General features: G+C 45.6%; 19 protein-coding genes and 1 tRNA gene. All 20 read left to right on the top strand.

Annotated elements, in window-relative coordinates; translation table 11 throughout:
* Positions 1-9: 9 nt before the first annotated feature.
* The 20 genes from murA to PHV77_06735 all read left to right on the top strand — a co-directional run bounded on the left by murA (position 10) and on the right by PHV77_06735 (position 19,071).
* Positions 10-1,275, top strand: a complete 1,266-nt coding sequence (murA, locus tag PHV77_06640) for a UDP-N-acetylglucosamine 1-carboxyvinyltransferase (protein MDD5504965.1) — start codon at positions 10-12, stop codon at positions 1,273-1,275.
* 92 nt (positions 1,276-1,367) lie between these two features.
* Positions 1,368-1,601, top strand: a complete 234-nt coding sequence (rpsP, locus tag PHV77_06645) for a 30S ribosomal protein S16 (protein MDD5504966.1) — start codon at positions 1,368-1,370, stop codon at positions 1,599-1,601.
* Positions 1,602-1,685: 84 nt separating this feature from the next.
* The gene (gene trmD / locus PHV77_06650) at positions 1,686-2,390 is read left to right on the top strand and encodes a tRNA (guanosine(37)-N1)-methyltransferase TrmD (GenBank protein MDD5504967.1); all 705 of its coding nucleotides are present in this window, start codon (positions 1,686-1,688) and stop codon (positions 2,388-2,390) included.
* Between the two features lie 67 nt (positions 2,391-2,457).
* Positions 2,458-2,817 (top strand): 50S ribosomal protein L19, encoded by a 360-nt coding sequence (rplS, locus tag PHV77_06655; protein MDD5504968.1) that lies wholly within the window; start codon positions 2,458-2,460, stop codon positions 2,815-2,817.
* On the top strand, positions 2,783-3,427 hold the full coding sequence (locus PHV77_06660) for a ribonuclease HII (GenBank protein ID MDD5504969.1): 645 nt from the start codon (positions 2,783-2,785) through the stop codon (positions 3,425-3,427). The genes rplS and PHV77_06660 overlap by 35 nt, the downstream gene beginning before the upstream one ends.
* Complete coding sequence (locus tag PHV77_06665; protein ID MDD5504970.1) at positions 3,424-5,031, top strand: formate--tetrahydrofolate ligase; 1,608 nt, start codon at positions 3,424-3,426, stop codon at positions 5,029-5,031. The genes PHV77_06660 and PHV77_06665 overlap by 4 nt, the downstream gene beginning before the upstream one ends.
* An 83-nt stretch (positions 5,032-5,114) precedes the next feature.
* Positions 5,115-5,738, top strand: a complete 624-nt coding sequence (locus PHV77_06670) for a cyclodeaminase/cyclohydrolase family protein (GenBank protein MDD5504971.1) — start codon at positions 5,115-5,117, stop codon at positions 5,736-5,738.
* The gene (locus tag PHV77_06675) at positions 5,738-6,604 is read left to right on the top strand and encodes a bifunctional 5,10-methylenetetrahydrofolate dehydrogenase/5,10-methenyltetrahydrofolate cyclohydrolase (protein ID MDD5504972.1); all 867 of its coding nucleotides are present in this window, start codon (positions 5,738-5,740) and stop codon (positions 6,602-6,604) included. Before PHV77_06670 ends, PHV77_06675 begins: the two co-directional genes overlap by 1 nt.
* On the top strand, positions 6,601-7,245 hold the full coding sequence (locus PHV77_06680) for a methylenetetrahydrofolate reductase C-terminal domain-containing protein (GenBank protein MDD5504973.1): 645 nt from the start codon (positions 6,601-6,603) through the stop codon (positions 7,243-7,245). Before PHV77_06675 ends, PHV77_06680 begins: the two co-directional genes overlap by 4 nt.
* A gap of 1 nt (position 7,246) precedes the next feature.
* Positions 7,247-8,113, top strand: coding sequence for a methylenetetrahydrofolate reductase (locus PHV77_06685; protein ID MDD5504974.1), 867 nt, complete (start codon positions 7,247-7,249; stop codon positions 8,111-8,113).
* A gap of 98 nt (positions 8,114-8,211) precedes the next feature.
* Complete coding sequence (locus tag PHV77_06690; protein MDD5504975.1) at positions 8,212-9,648, top strand: HD domain-containing protein; 1,437 nt, start codon at positions 8,212-8,214, stop codon at positions 9,646-9,648.
* Positions 9,645-10,493 (top strand): 3-methyl-2-oxobutanoate hydroxymethyltransferase, encoded by an 849-nt coding sequence (panB, locus tag PHV77_06695; protein MDD5504976.1) that lies wholly within the window; start codon positions 9,645-9,647, stop codon positions 10,491-10,493. Before PHV77_06690 ends, panB begins: the two co-directional genes overlap by 4 nt.
* Before the next feature lie 58 nt (positions 10,494-10,551).
* Positions 10,552-11,487 carry a 2-dehydropantoate 2-reductase gene (locus PHV77_06700; GenBank protein ID MDD5504977.1) on the top strand — a complete coding sequence of 312 codons (936 nt, stop codon included), beginning with the start codon at positions 10,552-10,554 and terminating at the stop codon, positions 11,485-11,487.
* Positions 11,484-12,308 (top strand): dihydropteroate synthase, encoded by an 825-nt coding sequence (locus PHV77_06705; protein MDD5504978.1) that lies wholly within the window; start codon positions 11,484-11,486, stop codon positions 12,306-12,308. The genes PHV77_06700 and PHV77_06705 overlap by 4 nt, the downstream gene beginning before the upstream one ends.
* A gap of 110 nt (positions 12,309-12,418) precedes the next feature.
* Positions 12,419-13,513, top strand: a complete 1,095-nt coding sequence (locus PHV77_06710; GenBank protein ID MDD5504979.1) for an AAA family ATPase — start codon at positions 12,419-12,421, stop codon at positions 13,511-13,513.
* Between the two features lie 27 nt (positions 13,514-13,540).
* On the top strand, positions 13,541-14,503 hold the full coding sequence (locus tag PHV77_06715; protein ID MDD5504980.1) for an FAD:protein FMN transferase: 963 nt from the start codon (positions 13,541-13,543) through the stop codon (positions 14,501-14,503).
* Between the two features lie 128 nt (positions 14,504-14,631).
* Positions 14,632-16,731: a sodium-translocating pyrophosphatase gene (locus PHV77_06720; protein ID MDD5504981.1), complete on the top strand. Its 2,100-nt coding sequence runs from the start codon at positions 14,632-14,634 to the stop codon at positions 16,729-16,731.
* 152 nt (positions 16,732-16,883) lie between these two features.
* Positions 16,884-17,954, top strand: coding sequence for a tRNA 2-thiouridine(34) synthase MnmA (gene mnmA / locus PHV77_06725; GenBank protein ID MDD5504982.1), 1,071 nt, complete (start codon positions 16,884-16,886; stop codon positions 17,952-17,954).
* Positions 17,954-18,859: an alpha/beta hydrolase gene (locus tag PHV77_06730; GenBank protein ID MDD5504983.1), complete on the top strand. Its 906-nt coding sequence runs from the start codon at positions 17,954-17,956 to the stop codon at positions 18,857-18,859. The genes mnmA and PHV77_06730 overlap by 1 nt, the downstream gene beginning before the upstream one ends.
* Before the next feature lie 135 nt (positions 18,860-18,994).
* A tRNA-Ile gene (locus tag PHV77_06735) sits at positions 18,995-19,071 on the top strand.
* Positions 19,072-19,298: the final 227 nt, after the last annotated feature.

Consider the following 19,298-nt stretch of genomic DNA (forward strand, 5'->3'; position numbering starts at 1 on the left):
TTAAAGATAATGGATAAACTTATTATAGAAGGGCCTACAAGATTATCGGGCGAAGTCAGGGTGGACGGCTCAAAGAATGCCGCGTTGCCCATAATGGCGGCCTGCATACTGTCCAATGAAAAATCCCTGATAAAAGGGGTGCCGCAATTAAGCGACGTCTTTACCATGTGCAAGATATTGCGCGCCTTGGGAGTAAAGACGAATTTTTGTGACGGAGTGCTTGAAATTGATCCGGCAGGATACAAAGGAAATACAGCGGCATATAGCTATGTAAGCACTATGCGCGCGTCCATATGTATACTTGGGGCCCTTTTGGCGAAACAGAAATACGCGAAGGTGTCATTACCCGGCGGATGCGTGATAGGCCCAAGGCCCATAAATATCCATATTAAAGGATTAAGAGCGCTTGGCGCCGATATAACAATAGAACACGGTTATGTAATAGCTCAAACTAAGGGTTTAAGGGGAAGCCCTGTATATCTGGGAGGCTCTTTTGGTTCTTCTGTTTTAGCTACTGCCAACGTGATGATGGCCGCAACGCTTGCCAAAGGCAGGACAATAATAGAATATGCCGCCTGCGAACCGGAAATAGTTGACCTTGCCAATTTTCTTATTAAGATGGGCGCCAGGATAAAAGGGCACAATACCCATACTATAGAAATAGAAGGAGTTAAATGCCTGCGTGGCGCGGAACATACCGTTATACCTGACAGGATAGAAGCCGGAACATACATGATAGCTTCCTGCGCATCCAGGGGGGACATTATTATAAAAGGTGCCAATATAGGGCACCTTAGAGCGCTTACCGATAAGCTTTCCGAGGCTGGCGCTGTCATTAATGCCAAAGCCAACGGAGATATAAGGGTCAGGGCCCAGCGAAGATTGAAAACAATAGATGTTACGGCATTGTCATATCCCGGTTTTCCGACGGATTTGCAAGCGCAGATGATGGCCCTTATGTCGGTTTCAAAAGGTATAGCCATAATAACCGAGAAAATATATCCCGAGCGTTTTATGCATGTCGGCGAATTAAACAGAATGGGGGCGCATATACTGCTTGAGGGGGAAAGCGCGATAATACACGGCGTAAAGTGTCTAAGCGGCGCCGAAGTTATGGCCTCCGATCTAAGGGCGTCCGCGGCTCTTGTGATAGGAGGTTTGGTTGCCAGGGGCAAAACGACCATTTCCAGGATATATCATCTTGACAGAGGGTATGGGAACATGGAGAAGAAACTCTCTTCTCTTGGCGCAAAGATAATGAGAGTCAAAGCATAGGCCGGACCTGTGTTTTTACTCAACCGGCGCATTATAATGCGCCCGGGCGTTAAAAAACGGCAGTATAACAACTAAAAAATAGGAGTAACGGTATGTCAGTTTCAATAAGGCTTAAGAGGATGGGGACAAAAGGCAAGCCGCATTTTAAGATTGTGGTTTGCGACAGCCACGAAGGCGCGAACTCAAAATCAATAGAGGAAATAGGTTTTTATGACCCGTCAAAAAACCCTGTATATGTAAAAATAGATAAACAGAGGGTCGCGCATTGGATTGGTGTAGGGGCAAAAATGACGGACACCATAAAGAGCATAGTCCAGAAGGCGTGACAGCGTATTGCAATTGTTTATTTTTTTCTGGATGGATATTCTTTTACCGATGGCATAATATAAAGGCCCATTAAAATGAAGGCGATGAATATACATATACTCACGCTTTTCCCGGGAATGTTTTCCTCCGTGTTTTCAGAATCAATTCTTAAGCGCGGCAGGGCTTCGGGCAGGTTAAGGATAGACATACACGACATCAGGAAATATTCTCTTAACCGGCATAAAAAAGTGGATGATAAGCCTTTTGGCGGCGGGCCGGGCATGGTTTTGCAATGTCAGCCGGTTATAGACGCTTTACAAAGCATAAAACGCGCCTGCCCAAAAGCCAGGGCCGTACTTATGGGGCCTAGGGGTAGTGTATTGAATCAGGATTTGTGCAATAATCTTGCCAGGCAAGAATCGTTGATATTAGTGTGCGGGCATTACGAAGGGGTGGACGAGAGGATCAGGGATTATGTTTCTGATGAAATTTCTATTGGCGACTATGTGCTGACAGGAGGAGAGCTTGCCGCAATGGTTGTCATTGACGCGGTGGCGCGGCTGGTTCCCGGCGTTCTCGGAGACCTTGGTTCAAACACGGATGAGAGCTTTATAAGCGGCTTGCTGGAATATCCGCATTATACCAGGCCCGCGGACTATAAAGGCAAAAAGGTCCCCGCCGTGCTTTTATCGGGAAACCACAGCGCGATAGACAAGTGGAGGAAATTTGAATCTATACGTAAAACCATAAACCAGAGACCTGATATGATAAAGCATATGGCGCAATTAGACATAACGGCGGGCGCATAGTTGGCAGGATAAAGATATCCTAAAATAATAACATATTAGGCGTAAAAACGATAAAGGAGCAATGGAGATGGATAAGATAAAAATGGTTGAAGAAAAATATACCAAGAAAGGCCTGACACAATTTTCAGTCGGAGACACCTTGAAAGTATTTGTTAAGATCGTTGAAGAGGACAAGCAGAGGCTGCAGGCCTTTGAAGGTATTGTGATAGCCAGAAAAGGCTCCGGCACGGGAGAGACGTTCACATTGAGGCGCGTTTCCTATGGAGAAGGCCTGGAGAGGACGTTTCCCCTCCATTCTCCGAGCATTGATAAGATTGAATTGATCAAGCGCGGACGGTCAAGGCGGGCCAAGCTCTATTATCTTAGAAGCAAAGTCGGTAAGAAGACGGTAATTGAGGAAAAGATTGGCCAGGACGCGAAGCAATAATTGCCTGATAGGCGAAGAATTAAAGGCAAAGGCCGGTGGTTATAAATTTATTGCCGGTATAGATGAAGCCGGCAGAGGGCCTTTGGCCGGCCCCGTTGTCGCGGCTTCAGTGATACTTAAGAGCTATGATTTTTCTTGCGCGATTGACGATTCAAAAAGGCTTTCTCCATCCGCGCGCCAACTGGCCTACGGGCAGATATTAAATAAGGCGTTTATCGGAATAGGTATTGTAGCGGAAGACGATATTGACAGGATTAATATATACCAGGCCACAATGGTTGCGATGCGGATGTCCGTACTGAATCTATGTATTAGGCCGGATTTGTTATTGATTGACGGCAATATGCGCTTAAGGATCCAGGTTGACCAAAGGTGCATAATCCGCGGTGACCAAAAAAGCCTGTCCATAGCCTGCGCTTCTATTATAGCAAAGGTGACCAGGGACAGGCTTTTAAAATTTTATGACCAGATATTTCCCGAATATGGTTTTGCCCGTCATAAAGGGTATGGGACCGCGTCTCATATGCTTGCTATCAGGCGAATAGGATATTCCCCTGTGCATAGGCGAAGTTTCGGCAATAATATTGGCATAACCACAGGACAGCTATGATTTCGGATATCAATATTGCTCAAAAGGCGCGCCCGAGGCCGATAACCCGTATAGCCAAAGATGCCGGTATTAATGAGGGTGAGTTATTCCCATACGGCAGGCATATCGCTAAGGTGTCGCTTTCAGCATACGACAGGTTAAAAGACAAGCCTGATGGCAGGCTTATATTGGTCACGTCTATGACCCCTACAAAACACGGGGAAGGCAAAACCTCCACGGCAGTCGGCTTGGCCCAGGCGTTCAATTTATTGGGCAAAAAGGCCATCCTGTGCCTGCGCGAACCGTCTCTTGGCCCAATGTTCGGCATAAAAGGCGGAGCCTGCGGCGGCGGCTATTCACAGGTAATACCGATGGAGGATATAAACCTGCATTTTACCGGTGACGCGTACGCGGTTTCTGCCGCCAATAATCTTTTATGCGCCATGCTTGACAGCAGTATTTATTTTGGCAATAAATTGGCGGTTGATAAAAACAGCATACAAATAAAGCGCGCTATTGATATCAGCGACAGGACACTGCGCGATATACGTTTTACCATCAAAAAGGGCATTTCGTATAAAAGCGGTTTTGATATAATAGCCGCTTCAGAAATTATGGCGGTTTTGGCATTGAGCAAAAACATAGCCGATCTCAAAAACAGGTTGTCCCGGATTATAGCGGCTTTTTCAAATACGAAGGAACCGGTCACGGCAAAGGCATTAGGGGCTGTCGGAGCAATGGGCGCTCTTCTTGCAAACGCTCTTATGCCTAATTTGGTTCAGACCCTGGAAGGCGGGCCCGCGTTTGTGCACTGCGGGCCTTTTGCCAATATCGCCCACGGCGCTAATAGCCTTATAGCTATTCTTACCGGGCTTAAATTGTGTGATTATGTGATTACGGAAAGCGGTTTTGGCGCTGATCTTGGGGCGGAAAAGTTTTTTGATATAGTCTGCAGGCAGGGTAACATTAAACCGTCGCTGGCAGTCCTTGTTGCTTCAAAACGGGCTGTTGATATTCAGGGTTTGCCGAATCTTAAAAGGCATATAGGCGTAATAAGGAGTTTCGGTATAGAGCCTATAGTTGCCATAAACCGGTTTCCATCCGATACGATCAAAGACATTGACGATATAAAAAGGGCATGCGATGATTTCGGCGCAGAGAGCTATTTATCGGATGCCGTTAAGCGCGGCGGCAAGGGCGCCCTGGATCTTGCCAATGCCTGTATAAAATCCATTAAAAACAGGGCTTGCGCGTTTAGATTTTTGTATAATACATCATCCGGGCTGAAAGAAAAAATCAAAATTATCGCGACAAAGATATACGGCGCCGGGTCTGTTTGGATAAGCGATAGAGCGGGAAAGGCATTGGATACAATTGAGGATATCGGCCTTGGAAACCTATTGGTCAATATTGCCAAAACCCAATTTTCGTTTTCTGATAATCACATGCTTAAAGGCGCGCCGAGCGGTTGGAAGCTTAAGGTGAATGATATAAGGGTTTTTGCCGGAGCGGGTTTTGTTGTGCCTGTATGCGGCGATATATTACTTTTGCCCGGTTTGCCGAAATGCCCTGCGGCATGGGGTATTGATGTGGATACTCTTGGGAAGATAAAAGGCCTATTTTAAGACAATACAAAACGGGCCAATTAATCCTTGAGTTATTTTGTTGTTCGGATATAATAAATAAGTGATGAGGACGATTATAATTTTTGGCAAAATCCATGGGATACGCGAATAAGAGTATAAAATCATATCTGGATTGCCTTGCCGGGCCGAGGCCGGTTCCCGGGGGAGGAAGCGCTTCGGCGCTTGCCGGAGCCTTGGGTTGCGGACTTTTGAGCATGGTGGCCCATTTTACTTTGTCTAACAAGGGTTTTAACGGTTATAAAGAAAGGGCGCAGAAGTCTTTAAAAAAGTCTGAAAATTTAAGAGCGAAATTTACCTTGCTTATTGATAAAGATGCCCAGGCCTATGAAAGCCTGGCATTGGCTTTCAAGAAATATGCCCGGGATTCCGCCGATTTCCAGAAGGCCGTTAAAAAAGCAATAGTTCCGGCCCAAAAGGTGTGCGATTATTGTTACGAGGCGGCTATAGCGGCCCTTGAGCTTTCTTATGCGGGGAAAAAATCTATCCTTTCCGATATTGTTTCAGCTATACATGATCTGGATGCCGCGTTTGAAACAGGATTGACAAACATAAATTCCAATACTCGTTTTATTAAAGACAAGTCTTTCGCCCGTTCAAAGATACAGGCTTATTCCGCTCTGCAAAAAGACATGAAGCAGATAAAGTCCAAGATATTGTCGGTTATTATGGAAAGGATGGATGCCTGATGCCGGCCAGAATACTTGATGGCAAACTAAGGGCCGGCGAGATCAAACGGCGCCTGAAGGAAGAGATAGCCGGGTTAAAAGACTCTTTGGGGTATGCCCCGCGGCTTGCCGCTGTCCAGATAGGTACCGAAACCCCTTTCTCGTTATATGTGAATTCGCAGAAAAAAGTTGCCGAAGAAATAGGCATAGAATACAGGCTTATAGAATTACCCGCTTCCTGCAAAGAGAAAGACCTTGTTGACAGCATTTTATCCCTAAACGATGACGAGTCAATAAACGGTATTATCCTGCAATCCCCTTTGCCCGGCCGTTTTGATATGGTAAAACTCTCCTCTTTTGTATCATCCGACAAAGATGCCGAAGGCGTTAATCCCGAAAATAAAGGTAAGCTTCTGCTTAACTCCTATAAGGTGGTGCCGCCTACGGCATCGGCTGTTATGGAATTGCTTGCCATTTCAGGAGAACAGTTAAAGGGCCGGGAAGCGGTCATTATAGGCCACAGCGGGATTGTTGGAAAGCCGCTCGCCATGCTTTTGCTTGACAGGTTATGCACAGTAACCGTATGCCATGTAGAGACCTATAACAGGGGCATGCTTTTAGAGCATATCAGGAGAGCGGAGGTGCTTGTTGTTTCTGTCGGCAAACCGGAGCTGGTTAAGGGTGAATGGATAAGGCCGGGGGCCGTGGTTATTGATGTCGGAATAAATATGATTAAAGACAAGATAGTAGGTGATGTAGAATACAGCAAAGCCTTGGGCAGGGCTTCTCATATCTCTCCGGTACCCGGAGGCGTCGGCCCTTTGACGACAATTATACTTATGAGAAATTGTATAGAACTTTTTAAACGGCAGGTCAACGCGCTATGATAGTCACGAGGAAGAAAGAGACAGAAGTTATTTTGGGAATGCTTAAAGGTTATAAGTCTGTATTCCTGATAGGTTGCGCGCAATGCGCTACCATGTGCAAGACCGGCGGCGAACAACAGCTTTGCGATATGCAGGCATTGCTTGAGGCAGAAGGCAAGGTTGCAACAGGTAAAGCCATACTTGACCCGGCCTGTCATCTCGTTAAGGTAAAGCAATTCGCCTATCAGAACAAAGACGCCATAAAGGGCGCGGATGCCATATTGGCCCTTACATGCGGCGACGGAGTGCAAGCTATAAAAGACGGTATTATGGGCAAAACGGTCCTACCGGCGCTTGATACTCTTTTTTTAGGAGAATTTGAACGCGGCGGGCATTTTTCGCAGAAGTGTGTCCTTTGCGGCGAGTGTATTATTGACAAGACGGATGCCATATGTCCGATAACGATGTGCGCCAAGGGTTTGCTTAACGGCCCATGCGGCGGTTCCAAAAATAAAAAATGCGAGGTTGACAGGGAAAAGGATTGCGCGTGGATACTGATATATGAAAGGCTTAAGGTATTGCGCAAACTGGAGAACATGGAAAAGATAGCTTGTCCCCGCGATTATTCGTTGCAGTCAAGGCCCCAAAAGGTGATAGTTTGATATGGGTCTAAGAGAAGCCATAAAGGCAAAAAAATTTATAGTAACAAGCGAAACAGCTCCTCCGAAAGGCACTGATATTTTTAGGATGGTTGAAGATGCCAGGCCTCTTGCCGGAAAAGTTGATGCTGTAAATGTTACTGACTTGCAAAGCGCTGTTATGAGGCTTGGGTCTTTGGCAGGCTGTTACATGCTTAAACAAGCGGGCATTGACCCTATATTTCAGCTTACATGCCGTGACAGGAACAGGCTTGCCCTTTCCTCGGATTTGCTTTCAGCATCAGCTCTCGGTATCGGCAATGTCCTGATACTTACAGGAGACCATCCTGCCAGCGGAGATCACCCTGGGGCAAAACCGGTATTTGATCTGGATGCGGTCCAGCTCCTTAACGTTGCCAGAGGCCTTTGCCAGGGCAGGGACATGTCGGGAAATAAGCTTAATGGCAAGCCTGATTTTTGCCTGGGCGCGGTTGTTAATCCGTGCGCGGAGCCCATTGAACCTGAATTGATAAAGATGAGAAAAAAGATTGATTCCGGAGCTCAATTTTTTCAGACACAGGCTGTCTTTGATGTGGAAAGGTTCGGCCTTTTTATGGACAAGGTGTCAAAATATAATGTGCCTGTAATCGCGGGCATTGTATTGCTTAAATCGGCCAAGATGGCATTATATATGAATGATAATGTCGCGGGCATATATGTGCCAAAAGCGCTTATTGAACGCATTGATACTGCCGCGGACAAACAAAAAGAATCTGTCGGAATAGCGTGCGGCCTGATCGGCCGGTTAAAGAATATATGCGACGGGGTGCATATTATGCCTATTGGCTGGGAGAGGCTTGTTCCTGATATAGTTGACAGGGCCGGCATATGAGCTGTGCCTGTTTATTCGCGGCCTGTAACGCGGCATGAAAAAAGGAAAAATGTTTTTGATATTTATGTTTGTTTTTTGCTCTATGATAGGGAGGCGGTATGAATCCTAAGATAAAGATAGAAAGTTTATCCACGGTGAGTTTACAAAAAAAATTCAGCGTGGCATTTATTCTCATGTCTTTGGTGCCGATATTGCTGATACTTTTTATTATCCATTATTTTCAGATTGTTCCTTTGGTTGAAAAGCAGCTGCCTTTTTTCAACATTACTATACTTCTTGTGGTATTATTAAGTTTAGCTTCTTTTGACCTTGTCAGAAGAAGTATGGTCTCACTGTCTCGTATCAGTAAAAACGCCGCCATAATCGCAAGCGGTAATTACGACAAAAGGGTTGAACATGCCAATGATGAGGAGATAGGCCAGCTGGCAAATTCATTTAATAAAATTACCGCTGAATTACAGAATAAGATAAAACAACTGGAACAATCAAAAAAACTGCTCCAGCATATATTGAACAAGATAGGTTCAGCGGTTACATCAACTAAGGGTATAGAAAATCTTCTTGAGCTTATATTGCAGACTCTGATCCAGGGCACAGAGGCCAGATCGGGGGCCATATATATTGTAAACAATGAAAAGAACAGGCTTGTGATGAGGGTTAGTTTTGGGGTATTTGACCCTGCCGGAAAAACTGAACTGGCTATGGATCAGGGCCTGACCGGTAAAGCGCTTGGATTAAAAACCATAGAAACCGCATCCGACATCAAAGAAAACGCGCTTGCGCGGTTTGAATATGAGAATAAATTGGCCCGGGAATCTATCGTTGTTTCGCCGCTGATTTGTAAAGACGATACTTTAGGCGTAATTATATTGTGCGATAAAACGCGTGGCCGGTCTTTTAGCAGCGACGACACGGCCTTATTATCAAATGTCTCGGCCCAAACCGCTATAGCTATAGAAAACTTTTTGCTTAATGAAGACGCTGAAAAGACCTATCTTGAGACCGTGACCGCCCTGGCTGTTGCGGTTGAAGCAAAAGACCCTTATAGCAGAGGCCATATTGACAGGGTATCTGATTATGCCCAAAGGCTTGGCAGGGAAATGGGCCTTGATGAAGAGATGATGAAGATACTTAAAAACGGAGCTGTATTACACGATGTGGGAAAGATAGGGGTAAGGGATGAGGTTCTGAAAAAACAAGGCCCGTTGAATGAAGAGGAACAGAAAGAGATGAGACAACATGTGATAATCGGCGTAAATATAATAAAACCGATAAGAAGCATGTCGGCCCTATCAGATTTAGTGCGCTATCATCAGGAGCTCTATGACGGCACCGGTTATCCGGACGGGCTCAAAGGCGAAGAGATACCCCTGTCGGCAAGGATAATAAAGATTTGCGATGCCTATGATGCCATGACGACGGATAGGCCATATCGCAAGGGAATGAGCAGGGATGATGCCAAAAAAGAAATTGAGAAAAAAAGCGGTATAGAATTTGACCCGGGAATAGTAAAAAGTTTCCTGAATGTGATATGAACATGATTATGCCTGATGTGATAAAACAAATGAAGGCCAGATCAGAGCCTATAACTCTTCTGACGGCTTACGGGTATCCGATGGCCAGGATATTTGATGATGTGGGAATAGATATAATCCTCGTGGGCGACAGCGTTGCCAATACCGAGCTGGGGCTGGAGTCTACAAAGTATATGACGATGGATGAGATGATACATCATGCCAAGGCCGTCTCCCGGGCGGTAAGAAAAAGCCTCCTTGTAGGGGATATGCCCTTTGAGTCCTATCAAAAGGACATATCAAAGGCCGCCGCCAATGCCAAAAGATTTATTAACGAGGCAGGCTGCGGCGCGGTCAAAGTTGAGTGGTTTAAATACTGCCCTGAAGTTGTCCGGGATATATTGGATTCAGGCATTGCTGTTATGGGGCATATAGGCCTTACGCCCCAGACGGCGGATGAACTCGGCGGCTTGAAAGTCCAGGGAAAGGACGTTGACGCCGCGAATAAAATTATTGAACAGGCCGTGGTTTTAAGCGGTCTGGGTGTTTTCAGCCTTGTGCTTGAATGCGTGCCTGACGTGTTGGCAAAAATTATTACCGAGACCGTTGATATACCTACTATCGGTATTGGCGCCGGGCCTTATTGTGACGGGCAGGCGCTTGTTTCCTATGATATGCTCGGCATCACAAGGCCGCGTAAACCTAAATTCGTAAAACAATATGCCGATATATATTCGCAGATAGAGAATGCGGCAAGGAATTATAAAGACGAAGTCAAGCGCCGCGTTTTTCCCGATAGAGAACATATGTATACCATGAACCCGGAAGAGGCGCTTAAATTGCGCCAGTCCAAGAGCAAAGGCTAATGCGGCGGTTGAAACAGCAGAAGGTTAATTTTTATCCGGAAGACAACAAAGGCAGTATATGAAAATAGCGATAGTAGGCCCCGGGGCGATAGGGTGTTTGTTGGCAGGCTTGCTTTCCAGGCAGAAAGGCAGGCATGATGTCTGGTTGCTGGATAAACATCCCCAGCGGGCTAAAAAGATTAAAGAATCGGGAATTACCATAGAAGGCGTGACAGCCGCAAAGCAAAGCGTTAATATAACAGCTGATGCCAAGCTGATAGGGCAGTCAGAGCTGGTTGTTATAGCAACCAAATCATATGATACCGAATCCGCGCTTGCCTCAATCAAGCCTTTGCTTTCCGGCGAGACAAATGTGATGTCATTGCAGAACGGTATTGGGAACCTACAGCTTGTATCGGACATGGTGGGGCAGGACAGGACTGTCTGCGCTATAACATCACATGGAGCTACCCTGATCTCTGACGGCAGAGTAAAACACACCGGCAAAGGGGACACGGTGATAGGCAAGCTTGACGGAAAGCTTTTCAGGGACGTCCGCCACATATCAAATGCCTTAAATGATGCCGGTATCATGACAAAAACTTCCAAAGATATAGGCAATGCCTTATGGAGCAAGCTTATCATAAACGCCGGTATTAACCCTTTGTCGGCAATATGCCGGGTTCCCAACGGCGTAATCCTTAAGCGCGAAGGCATAAAAGAGTTGATGCGTCAACTGGTTATTGAGGCCGTAAAAGTGGCCAAGAAAAATAAGATAAAGCTTATATTTGATGACCCGCTGGCTAAGGTTGAATCCGTGTGCCAGTCTACCGCCGATAATATTTCAAGCATGCTTCAGGATGTGCTTAACAAAAAACGCACGGAAATAGATTTTATAAACGGCGCCATATCAAGATACGCGAAAAACGCCGGTATAAAAACCCCGGTAAATGACACGATAGTCTGCATTATAAAGGCTATAGAAGACAGCTATAAGGAACAAGCGGGTATATGATAATAATAGGCGAAAAGATTAATTCAACCCGCAGGCACATAAAAGAAGCCATAGCCGGAAAAAGGCTTGACGTATTGTTGGAAGAGGCAGGAAGCCAATTGTTGTCCGGAGCCCAATATATTGACATAAATACGGCCGCTTCTATCGCGAAAGAAAAAGATGATCTTATCTGGCTGCTGGAAAATGTGCAAGAGAAATTTGGGTGCGGTTTAAGTATTGACAGCCCTGACCCTGGTATCGTGAAAGAGGCTATAGGCTTATGCGCGAAAAGGCCTTTTGTCAATTCTATTACCGGTGAAAAATCCAGGATTGGTTTTATGAAAAGTTTTATGTCCTGCAGGCAATGCTTTATTATAGCGCTTTCCATAAATGACGACGGTATACCCGATGACGTTGAGGGCAGGGTTTCTGTGGCAGAGGAGATAATAAAATACGCGGCTTTACAGGGGGTAGACAGGCGGGATGTTTTTATAGATCCGCTTGTCAAGCCCGTTAGCACAGAGCCCGGCCAGGCGCGCTGTTTTTTAGAGGCGGTTAAAATATTAAAAGGCAAAGGCATAAGCTGCATAGGCGGTTTAAGCAATATTTCATTCGGCCTGCCCAGGCGTGATATTCTTAACGCGGTATTTATCAGGCTTGCCATAGATGCCGGTATAGACGCAGCTATACTGGATCCCACACAGAAGCAGACAGGCGCATTATTGTCAGGTAAGGACATGCCAAAGCAGGTTTTTTCTATTGCCCAGGATGCCATACTCGGAAAAGACGAATATTCAATGAATTACATTAAGGCCTTCAGGGCCGGGCTTTTGGAGTTTTAGGCCTCTTGCGCGCGTACCGGGTTTTGAAATAAATATTTATTCTGTCCGCGCGAAAACAGGCCTTGCGTGCAAGTTGTCTAAAAAAACCGGTTTTTTTTGGATTTCAAATCATGCCTAAAAGAATATTTATAGCAGCCACCCGGCAGAATGACGGCAAGACCACGCTTTCGCTGGGTCTGATGGCATTATTTAAGAAGAAATTTAATAATGTCAGTTTTATAAAACCAATCGGCCAGCGGTATCTTGTTGAACAAGGTTACAATATAGATGAAGATTCATATCTGATAGAGGAGATATTCGGTATAAAATCAAATTTGAAGGATATGTCGCCTGTGGCGATAGAAAAAGGTTTTACCCAGAAATACATAGATAATCCTGACCATAAGCCTCTGGAGTTACAGGTAAAAAATGCCTTTAAGAAAATATCCGAAGGAAGCGATCTGGTCGTAATAGAGGGTACCGGCCACGCGGGCGTTGGTTCGGTTTTTGATATGTCTAATGCCGTTGTCGCCAAGATGCTTAACTCCAAGGTAGTCATAGTGTCCGGCGGCGGGATAGGCAGGCCGATAGACGAGATTATGCTTTCGTTGCCTCTTTTTAAGCAGGCGGGCGTTGAAGTAGCCGGCGTTATAATAAACAAGGTCCAGGACACAAAATACAAGAAGATAGACAGCCTTGTCCGAAAAGGTTTTCAGCGCCAAGGCGTTAATGTTCTTGGCGTGATACCGTATCTTAAGGTGCTTGACACACCCGCAATGGAACATGTGGCTGATGAGCTGAAAGGCAGGTTTATAAGCGGTTCGGCCGAGAACATGCTTAAGGCCATAAACAAATTTGTAGTTGCTGCGGGTTTACCGGGCAATGTTTTAAGGCAGATGGGCGAAAGGAGCCTTGTGATTACATCAGGCGACAGGGACGACCTAATAAAGGCGCTATTAAGAGAGAACCGCAGAAGAAAGCCTCAACAGGATATATTGGCGGGTTTTATCATAACATGCGGGCTGATGCCTAATAGAAAAATAAGGGGCAAGCTTGAGGAGAGCAAAATACCCGCTCTGCTTGTGCAGGAAGACACGTTTGAGATAGTAACGAAGATTGATAATATGATAGTAAAAATACATCCCGGCGAGAAAGATAAGATCGCAATGATAGAACGCCTGGTTGCCGAACACGTTGACTTAGAGCCGCTTTTATCAAAGATATGAGCCCCGAGTTTTGGATTAATAACATAAATGAGCGTTAAAAATATTTTATATAAATCGGTTTTTATTGTTATATGCCTGGCTATAACAGTTACCTTGTGCCTTAAGACAGAGACCCGTACCAGATTCAAGATGGGGACCTTTGTTGACATTGTATTGACCGGTTTTGTTTGGAATGATTTTGGGCCTGTTTTTGATAGTGCTTTTCTCGCCATTGACAGCGTTGAGCAGATTGCCGATATGTATGATACTGGAAGCCAATTAAGCAATCTCAACAGGTCTGCTTGTGTTGGTCCTTTTCACGCGGACAAAGAGCTTTTTGCCATGATATACCATTCCGACAGGCTGAACCGCGAGAGCGACGGGGTTTTTGATATTACGATAGCTCCTGTCGCCAAACTGTGGAAACTGTGCATACATAATAAGATAATGCCGGATGCCAAGGATATAAGAGACAACCTTGTTTTAACCGGTCCCGGTAACCTTGCGCTGAATCCGGAGAGCCAAGAGGTATTTTTTAAGAAGAAGGGCATGAGCATAGACCTTGGAGCTGTTGCCAAGGGATATGCGGTAGATAAGGCTGTAAGCCAGATAAAGATCTCCGGCATCAAGTCCGCGATGATAAATGCCGGAGGCGACATCTTTTGCTTAGGTAAAAAAAACCTTTTCTCACCCTGGCGTGTCGGCATAAGAGACCCTTATGATAAAAAAAATATTTGTGAGGTCATATCTCTATCCGATAAGGCGGCCGCGACATCAGGCGGGTATGAGCAGTTTTTTATGTATGAAGGAAAGTGCTATAGCCACCTGATAGACCCGAGGACAGGCTATCCTTCTAACGGCGAATATAGTTCTGTAACGGTTATAGCTGATTCTTGTTTTTTGGCTGACTCTCTTGCCACGGCTATTTTTATCGGAGGAGAAGAAACTAGAAAGAAACTGCTGTCCTTGTATCCCGGCATTGAAGTGATAACGATAAAAAGTAATTTTTAAGGCTTGATTTTTTAAATTTCTCTTGTTAATTGAATTTTCGTGTTGTATAATTATCCGATTGACGCGCCCCCGCGGCATCTATATGTTTGTGGGGAATTTTTTTAAACCTTAAAAAAAGGAGAAAAAGAATGTCGCCATTACTTGTACTGGCACCTTTGAGCTCGTTGCTTGCGCTTGCGTTCTCGTGCTTCTTAGGGGCTAGGATTATGAAGATGGATGAAGGCACCGACAAAATGAAAGAGATAGCCTGCGCTGTCAGAGAAGGCGCCCAGGCTTATATCAAAAGACAGTATTCCGTGGTAGGCATTATTTTTTTGTTTGTTTTTTTACTGCTATTATATTTTGTACATTGCGGGTATCTTGTGATATTTGTCCCTTTCGCATTTCTCACAGGCGGATTTTTTTCCGCCTTGTCCGGTTATATAGGAATGAAAATGGCTACCAATGCTTCCGCGAGGACCGCGTTTGCCGCGAAGACAAGCTTGAATGGGGGCCTGCGGGTTGCCTTTAACGCCGGAACGGTTTTAGGCCTTGTTGTAGTAGGCTTAGGCCTTCTGGACTTGGTTGCGTGGTTTTACATATTAGATTGGTATTATTCAAATAATCCGGCACCGGTAGGATATGATAAGATCTTTATTGTAACAAGCATACTTTTGATGCGTTCTTTGGGAGCAAGCCTGCAGGCCCTTTTTGCAAGGGTAGGAGGAGGTATATATACAAAGGCGGCCGATGTGGGAGCTGATCTTGTAGGAAAGGTTGAAGCAGGCATACCTGAAGATGACCCGCGCAATCCCGCCGTTATTGCTGATAATGTTGGTGATAATGTCGGAGATGTTGCCGGCATGGGAGCTGATCTTTATGAGTCTTATGTCGGGGCTATTGTGGCATCATCGGCTTTGGCTGTTTCAGCGGGGCTTGGCATTAATGGCGTGATAGCGCCTATGATAATTGCCGGTATCGGAATATTGTGCTCTATAGTTGGATCGTTTTTTGTAAATAGCAGAGAAAATGCCTCGCAAGGCGCTTTGCTTATGGCTTTAAGAAAAGGCGTGATAGTCTCCGCCGGACTTATCGTGGTCTTGTCTTTTTTTATAATCAAACATGTCCTTGGCATGCAGTATATAGGTATATATTATGCTATGCTTGCGGGTTTATTCTGCGGGATTGTAATAGGGGTTTCAACAGAATATTATACGTCCGCGCGTTATAGCCCGACCAGACAGGTCGCCCAAAGCGCGGAGACGGGCCCGGCAACAGCTGTTATTTTCGGCATGTCTGTAGGTATGCTCTCTACGGCGCTGCCCGTTATTGTAGTCGGCGCGGCCGTATTGGCGGCATTTTATTTTGCCGGAGGAGCATCCAATTCAAGTATGGGGTTATATGGCGTGGGCATATCGGCGGTCGGCATGCTTTCAACTCTGGGTATTACTCTTGCTACCGATGCTTATGGGCCTGTTGCTGACAATGCCGGTGGAAACGCGGAAATGTCCGGATTGGGTTCCGAGGTAAGGAAGAGGACGGATGCTCTTGATTCTCTGGGAAATACCACTGCCGCGACAGGCAAAGGTTTTGCCATAGGCTCTGCCGCGCTTACCGCGCTGGCTCTTATCGCAGCTTACAGGGATCAGGTAGTTTTTCTTGGAGGAGGAATGAAAGATCTTTCCCTGCTTAATCCAAGGCTTATAGTCGGCCTTTTCATAGGAGGCATGCTGCCTTTTGTATTTTGTTCAATGCTGTTGAAATCAGTGGGTAAAGCGGCTGGTCAAATTGTCGTTGAAGTCAGGCGCCAATTTAAAGAGATAAAAGGCCTTATGGAGGGCAAGGCAAAGGCAGATTATGCCTCATGCGTAGGAATTGCCACCACTGCCGCCCAAAAAGAAATGATACTACCGTCTTTACTGGCTATAATTGCTCCTGTGTTGGTTGGAATATTTGTGGGCCTTGAGGCCGGCATAGGCCTTTTGGTAGGCGCCCTTGTGTCGGGGTTTGTCTTGGCAGTGATGATGGCAAATGCCGGAGGGGCTTGGGATAATGCAAAGAAATATATTGAAGAAGGAAACCACGGCGGTAAAGGCAGTTTTGCTCATAAGGCGGCCGTAGCAGGCGATACCGTAGGCGATCCGTTCAAGGATACCGCGGGGCCGGCATTAAATATCCTTATAAAGCTTATGTCTATGGTTGCTACATCGTTTGTCGGATTTGTTATGGCATGTACTTTGGTAAAATGATATAAATTATACAGGCGCTTTACGGCAGACGATTGCCTGCCGCAAGGCGCCTGTATAATCAATATCCAATATCTCTATAATCATTTCGCGAAGGCGTAATAATCCAATCTTTGCCTAAAAGGCATCTTTTTTGATCCTGATTCGGTTTAAACATGAGAAATAAGACGGTTGTTTTAGCCATGAGCGGCGGTGTTGATTCATCCGTTGCGGCATACCTTTTGCGCAGACGAGGTTTTTCTGTGATAGGTATTACAATGGGCTTTTTAAGCGCCCGGAAAGGGCAGGATGGTTTACCTGTTTTTTCGGACAATTGTTCTCGCGCGAAAGAGGTATGTGCAAAAATCGGTGTTCCCCATTATTTTGTGGATTACTCAAAAAAATTTAAAGAAGATGTGATAGAAAGTTTTGTAGACAGCTATAGGCAGGGCCAGACCCCTAATCCCTGCATTGTGTGCAATAAGGAGGTAAAATTTCCGGTATTAATTGAACAGGCCAGAAGATTTAACGCTGATTATATCGCCACCGGCCATTATGCCAGATGCTATTATAGCCTGATACGCGGCAGGTTTTTTATCAAAGAGGCAAGAGATAAGGCCAAAGACCAGTCATATGTGCTGTTCTGCCTGGGCCAGGACACGCTTTCCCGGCTTATATTACCAGTAGGGGATTATAAAAAAAACGATATTTATTATATTGCCAGACGGATTGGATTGAGTTTTTTGCCCGATGGTGAATCGCAGGAAATATGTTTTGTGCAGGATAATGATCTCAAACGTTTTCTCCGGGAACGGCTTGGCGGCGCGATAGTAAAAGGCATTGTTAAAGACCGGCTTGGCAGAAGGCTTTTATCACATGAAGGCACTTGTTTTTTTACTATAGGCCAAAGGCGGGGTTTGGGCATAGCTTACGGAAGCCCTGTTTATGTGACTGATATAGACCATAAGACAGGAGATATAACCGTAGGAGATTATGGTGATACCATGAAAGGGTCCCTGCGAGTTAAAAATACTATTTATAATATGCCGTCCGCAGAACTTAAAAAAGATCATCGCGTATATGTCAAGATCAGGTATAAGCATGCAAAAACCCGCGCGGTTTTGAAAATCCAGCAAGACGGCGGCGCTTTGGTATATTTTAACAGGCCGCAGAGCGCGCCAACCCCCGGCCAGGCGGCTGTTTTTTATAAGAATAACTCTGTTATTGGCGGAGGCTGGATAATATAATGGAACATTTTTCCTTTTGGTTTAGACGGATTGCGTATAATAATGCCCGGATAAAAAGTTTTGTTACCGTCTTGGCAAGAGCTTTCGCGGTATTTCTTGTGTTCGCATTATGGAAGCCTTTGCCGGCATATTCAATCTCGTATCTTACCAGCGGCTTGGAAGCGGCGGATAAAACGGCTGTTGATTCCGGTTTTAAAAAACAAAGACTTGCGACATCTTTTTTTTGCCTTACGGCATATACCAGATTTGACGAAGCGTCCAGTTTATTAAGGGTATATATAGAAGGGGACGGGTTCGCGTTTAGTTCCAGAAGGTTTGTTTCAGGTAATCCTACTCCGTCCCAGCCTCTTGTCTTAAAATTAGCGGCAATTGATCCGCATAAAAACACGGCGTATCTTGCCCGGCCATGCCAGTATATATCTGAAAAAGAAGAGAGGAATTATCATGATAGATATTGGTCGCAGGCGCGTTTTTCACAGGAGGTTATAGATTCAATGAATGAAGCGATAGATGTTTTAAAAATGCAATCAGGGGCAAGCGATGTTTTGCTCATAGGATATTCAGGCGGTGCCGCTGTGGCTGTATTGATTGCCGCCAAAAGAGATGATGTGTCCGGCTTGATAACGATTGCCGGTAATCTTGACCATGAGGCAGTTAACCGTTATCATAAGGTCAGCCAGCTGGAAGGCTCACTCAACCCGGCGGATTATGCGGGAAAAATCTCCAAAATACCTCAATGCCATTTTGCCGGAGCCGGAGACAGCGTTGTGCCGATAAGTGTTATAGAAGGGTTTGCCCGCGCGGCAGGGGATAGTAAATGCGAAACGGTTACTATTGTGGACGATTGCGGGCACAATGACGGCTGGGTTAAAAAATGGCGTCAACTGTTATCCCAGGCGTTTTAAACCGGCGCGGTGTTTCTTACCGCAATAATTAACAGTTATAATGCCGATATATTCGTAGATTGCCCAATGCCTGGCCTAATTTTTTCTTGCAAGGAAATTGGCATTATGCTATAATTCCCAAACTGAATGTCTTTTGGGCCCGTAGCGCAGTTGGTTAGCGCAGTTGACTCATAATCAATTGGTCGTAGGTTCGAGTCCTACCGGGCCCACCATTTTTAGGACTCGAAGAGAGCCCTGCAATAAAATGCGACCAAGAGGAGCATTTTAAGGGCGAATGGCCGACCCGAAACGAACGAAGTGAGTGAAGGGCGCCGAGTCCTACCGGGCCCACCATTTTTAGGACTCGAAGAGAGCCCTGCAATAAAATGCGACCAAGAGGAGCATTTTAAGGGCGAATGGCCGACCCGAAACGAACGAAGTGAGTGAAGGGCGCCGAGTC

It is taken from the genome of Candidatus Omnitrophota bacterium (assembly GCA_028716165.1).
In the GTDB taxonomy this organism is placed as follows: domain Bacteria; phylum Omnitrophota; class Gorgyraeia; order JABMRG01; family JABMRG01; genus JAQUQI01.

What these genes read in the sequence shown, in the direction of transcription:
- PHV77_06710 (MDD5504979.1), top strand. Translation starts at nt 12,419, where the DNA reads ATGCCTAAAAGAATATTTATAGCAGCCACCCGGCAGAATGACGGCAAG.
- PHV77_06675 (MDD5504972.1), top strand. Translation starts at nt 5,738, where the DNA reads ATGCCGGCCAGAATACTTGATGGCAAACTAAGGGCCGGCGAGATCAAA.
- rpsP (MDD5504966.1), top strand. Translation starts at nt 1,368, where the DNA reads ATGTCAGTTTCAATAAGGCTTAAGAGGATGGGGACAAAAGGCAAGCCG.
- PHV77_06705 (MDD5504978.1), top strand. Translation starts at nt 11,484, where the DNA reads ATGATAATAATAGGCGAAAAGATTAATTCAACCCGCAGGCACATAAAA.
- PHV77_06700 (MDD5504977.1), top strand. Translation starts at nt 10,552, where the DNA reads ATGAAAATAGCGATAGTAGGCCCCGGGGCGATAGGGTGTTTGTTGGCA.
- PHV77_06680 (MDD5504973.1), top strand. Translation starts at nt 6,601, where the DNA reads ATGATAGTCACGAGGAAGAAAGAGACAGAAGTTATTTTGGGAATGCTT.
- PHV77_06720 (MDD5504981.1), top strand. Translation starts at nt 14,632, where the DNA reads ATGTCGCCATTACTTGTACTGGCACCTTTGAGCTCGTTGCTTGCGCTT.
- rplS (MDD5504968.1), top strand. Translation starts at nt 2,458, where the DNA reads ATGGATAAGATAAAAATGGTTGAAGAAAAATATACCAAGAAAGGCCTG.
- PHV77_06685 (MDD5504974.1), top strand. Translation starts at nt 7,247, where the DNA reads ATGGGTCTAAGAGAAGCCATAAAGGCAAAAAAATTTATAGTAACAAGC.
- PHV77_06730 (MDD5504983.1), top strand. Translation starts at nt 17,954, where the DNA reads ATGGAACATTTTTCCTTTTGGTTTAGACGGATTGCGTATAATAATGCC.
- murA (MDD5504965.1), top strand. Translation starts at nt 10, where the DNA reads ATGGATAAACTTATTATAGAAGGGCCTACAAGATTATCGGGCGAAGTC.
- PHV77_06690 (MDD5504975.1), top strand. Translation starts at nt 8,212, where the DNA reads ATGAATCCTAAGATAAAGATAGAAAGTTTATCCACGGTGAGTTTACAA.
- trmD (MDD5504967.1), top strand. Translation starts at nt 1,686, where the DNA reads ATGAATATACATATACTCACGCTTTTCCCGGGAATGTTTTCCTCCGTG.
- panB (MDD5504976.1), top strand. Translation starts at nt 9,645, where the DNA reads ATGAACATGATTATGCCTGATGTGATAAAACAAATGAAGGCCAGATCA.
- PHV77_06665 (MDD5504970.1), top strand. Translation starts at nt 3,424, where the DNA reads ATGATTTCGGATATCAATATTGCTCAAAAGGCGCGCCCGAGGCCGATA.
- mnmA (MDD5504982.1), top strand. Translation starts at nt 16,884, where the DNA reads ATGAGAAATAAGACGGTTGTTTTAGCCATGAGCGGCGGTGTTGATTCA.
- PHV77_06715 (MDD5504980.1), top strand. Translation starts at nt 13,541, where the DNA reads ATGAGCGTTAAAAATATTTTATATAAATCGGTTTTTATTGTTATATGC.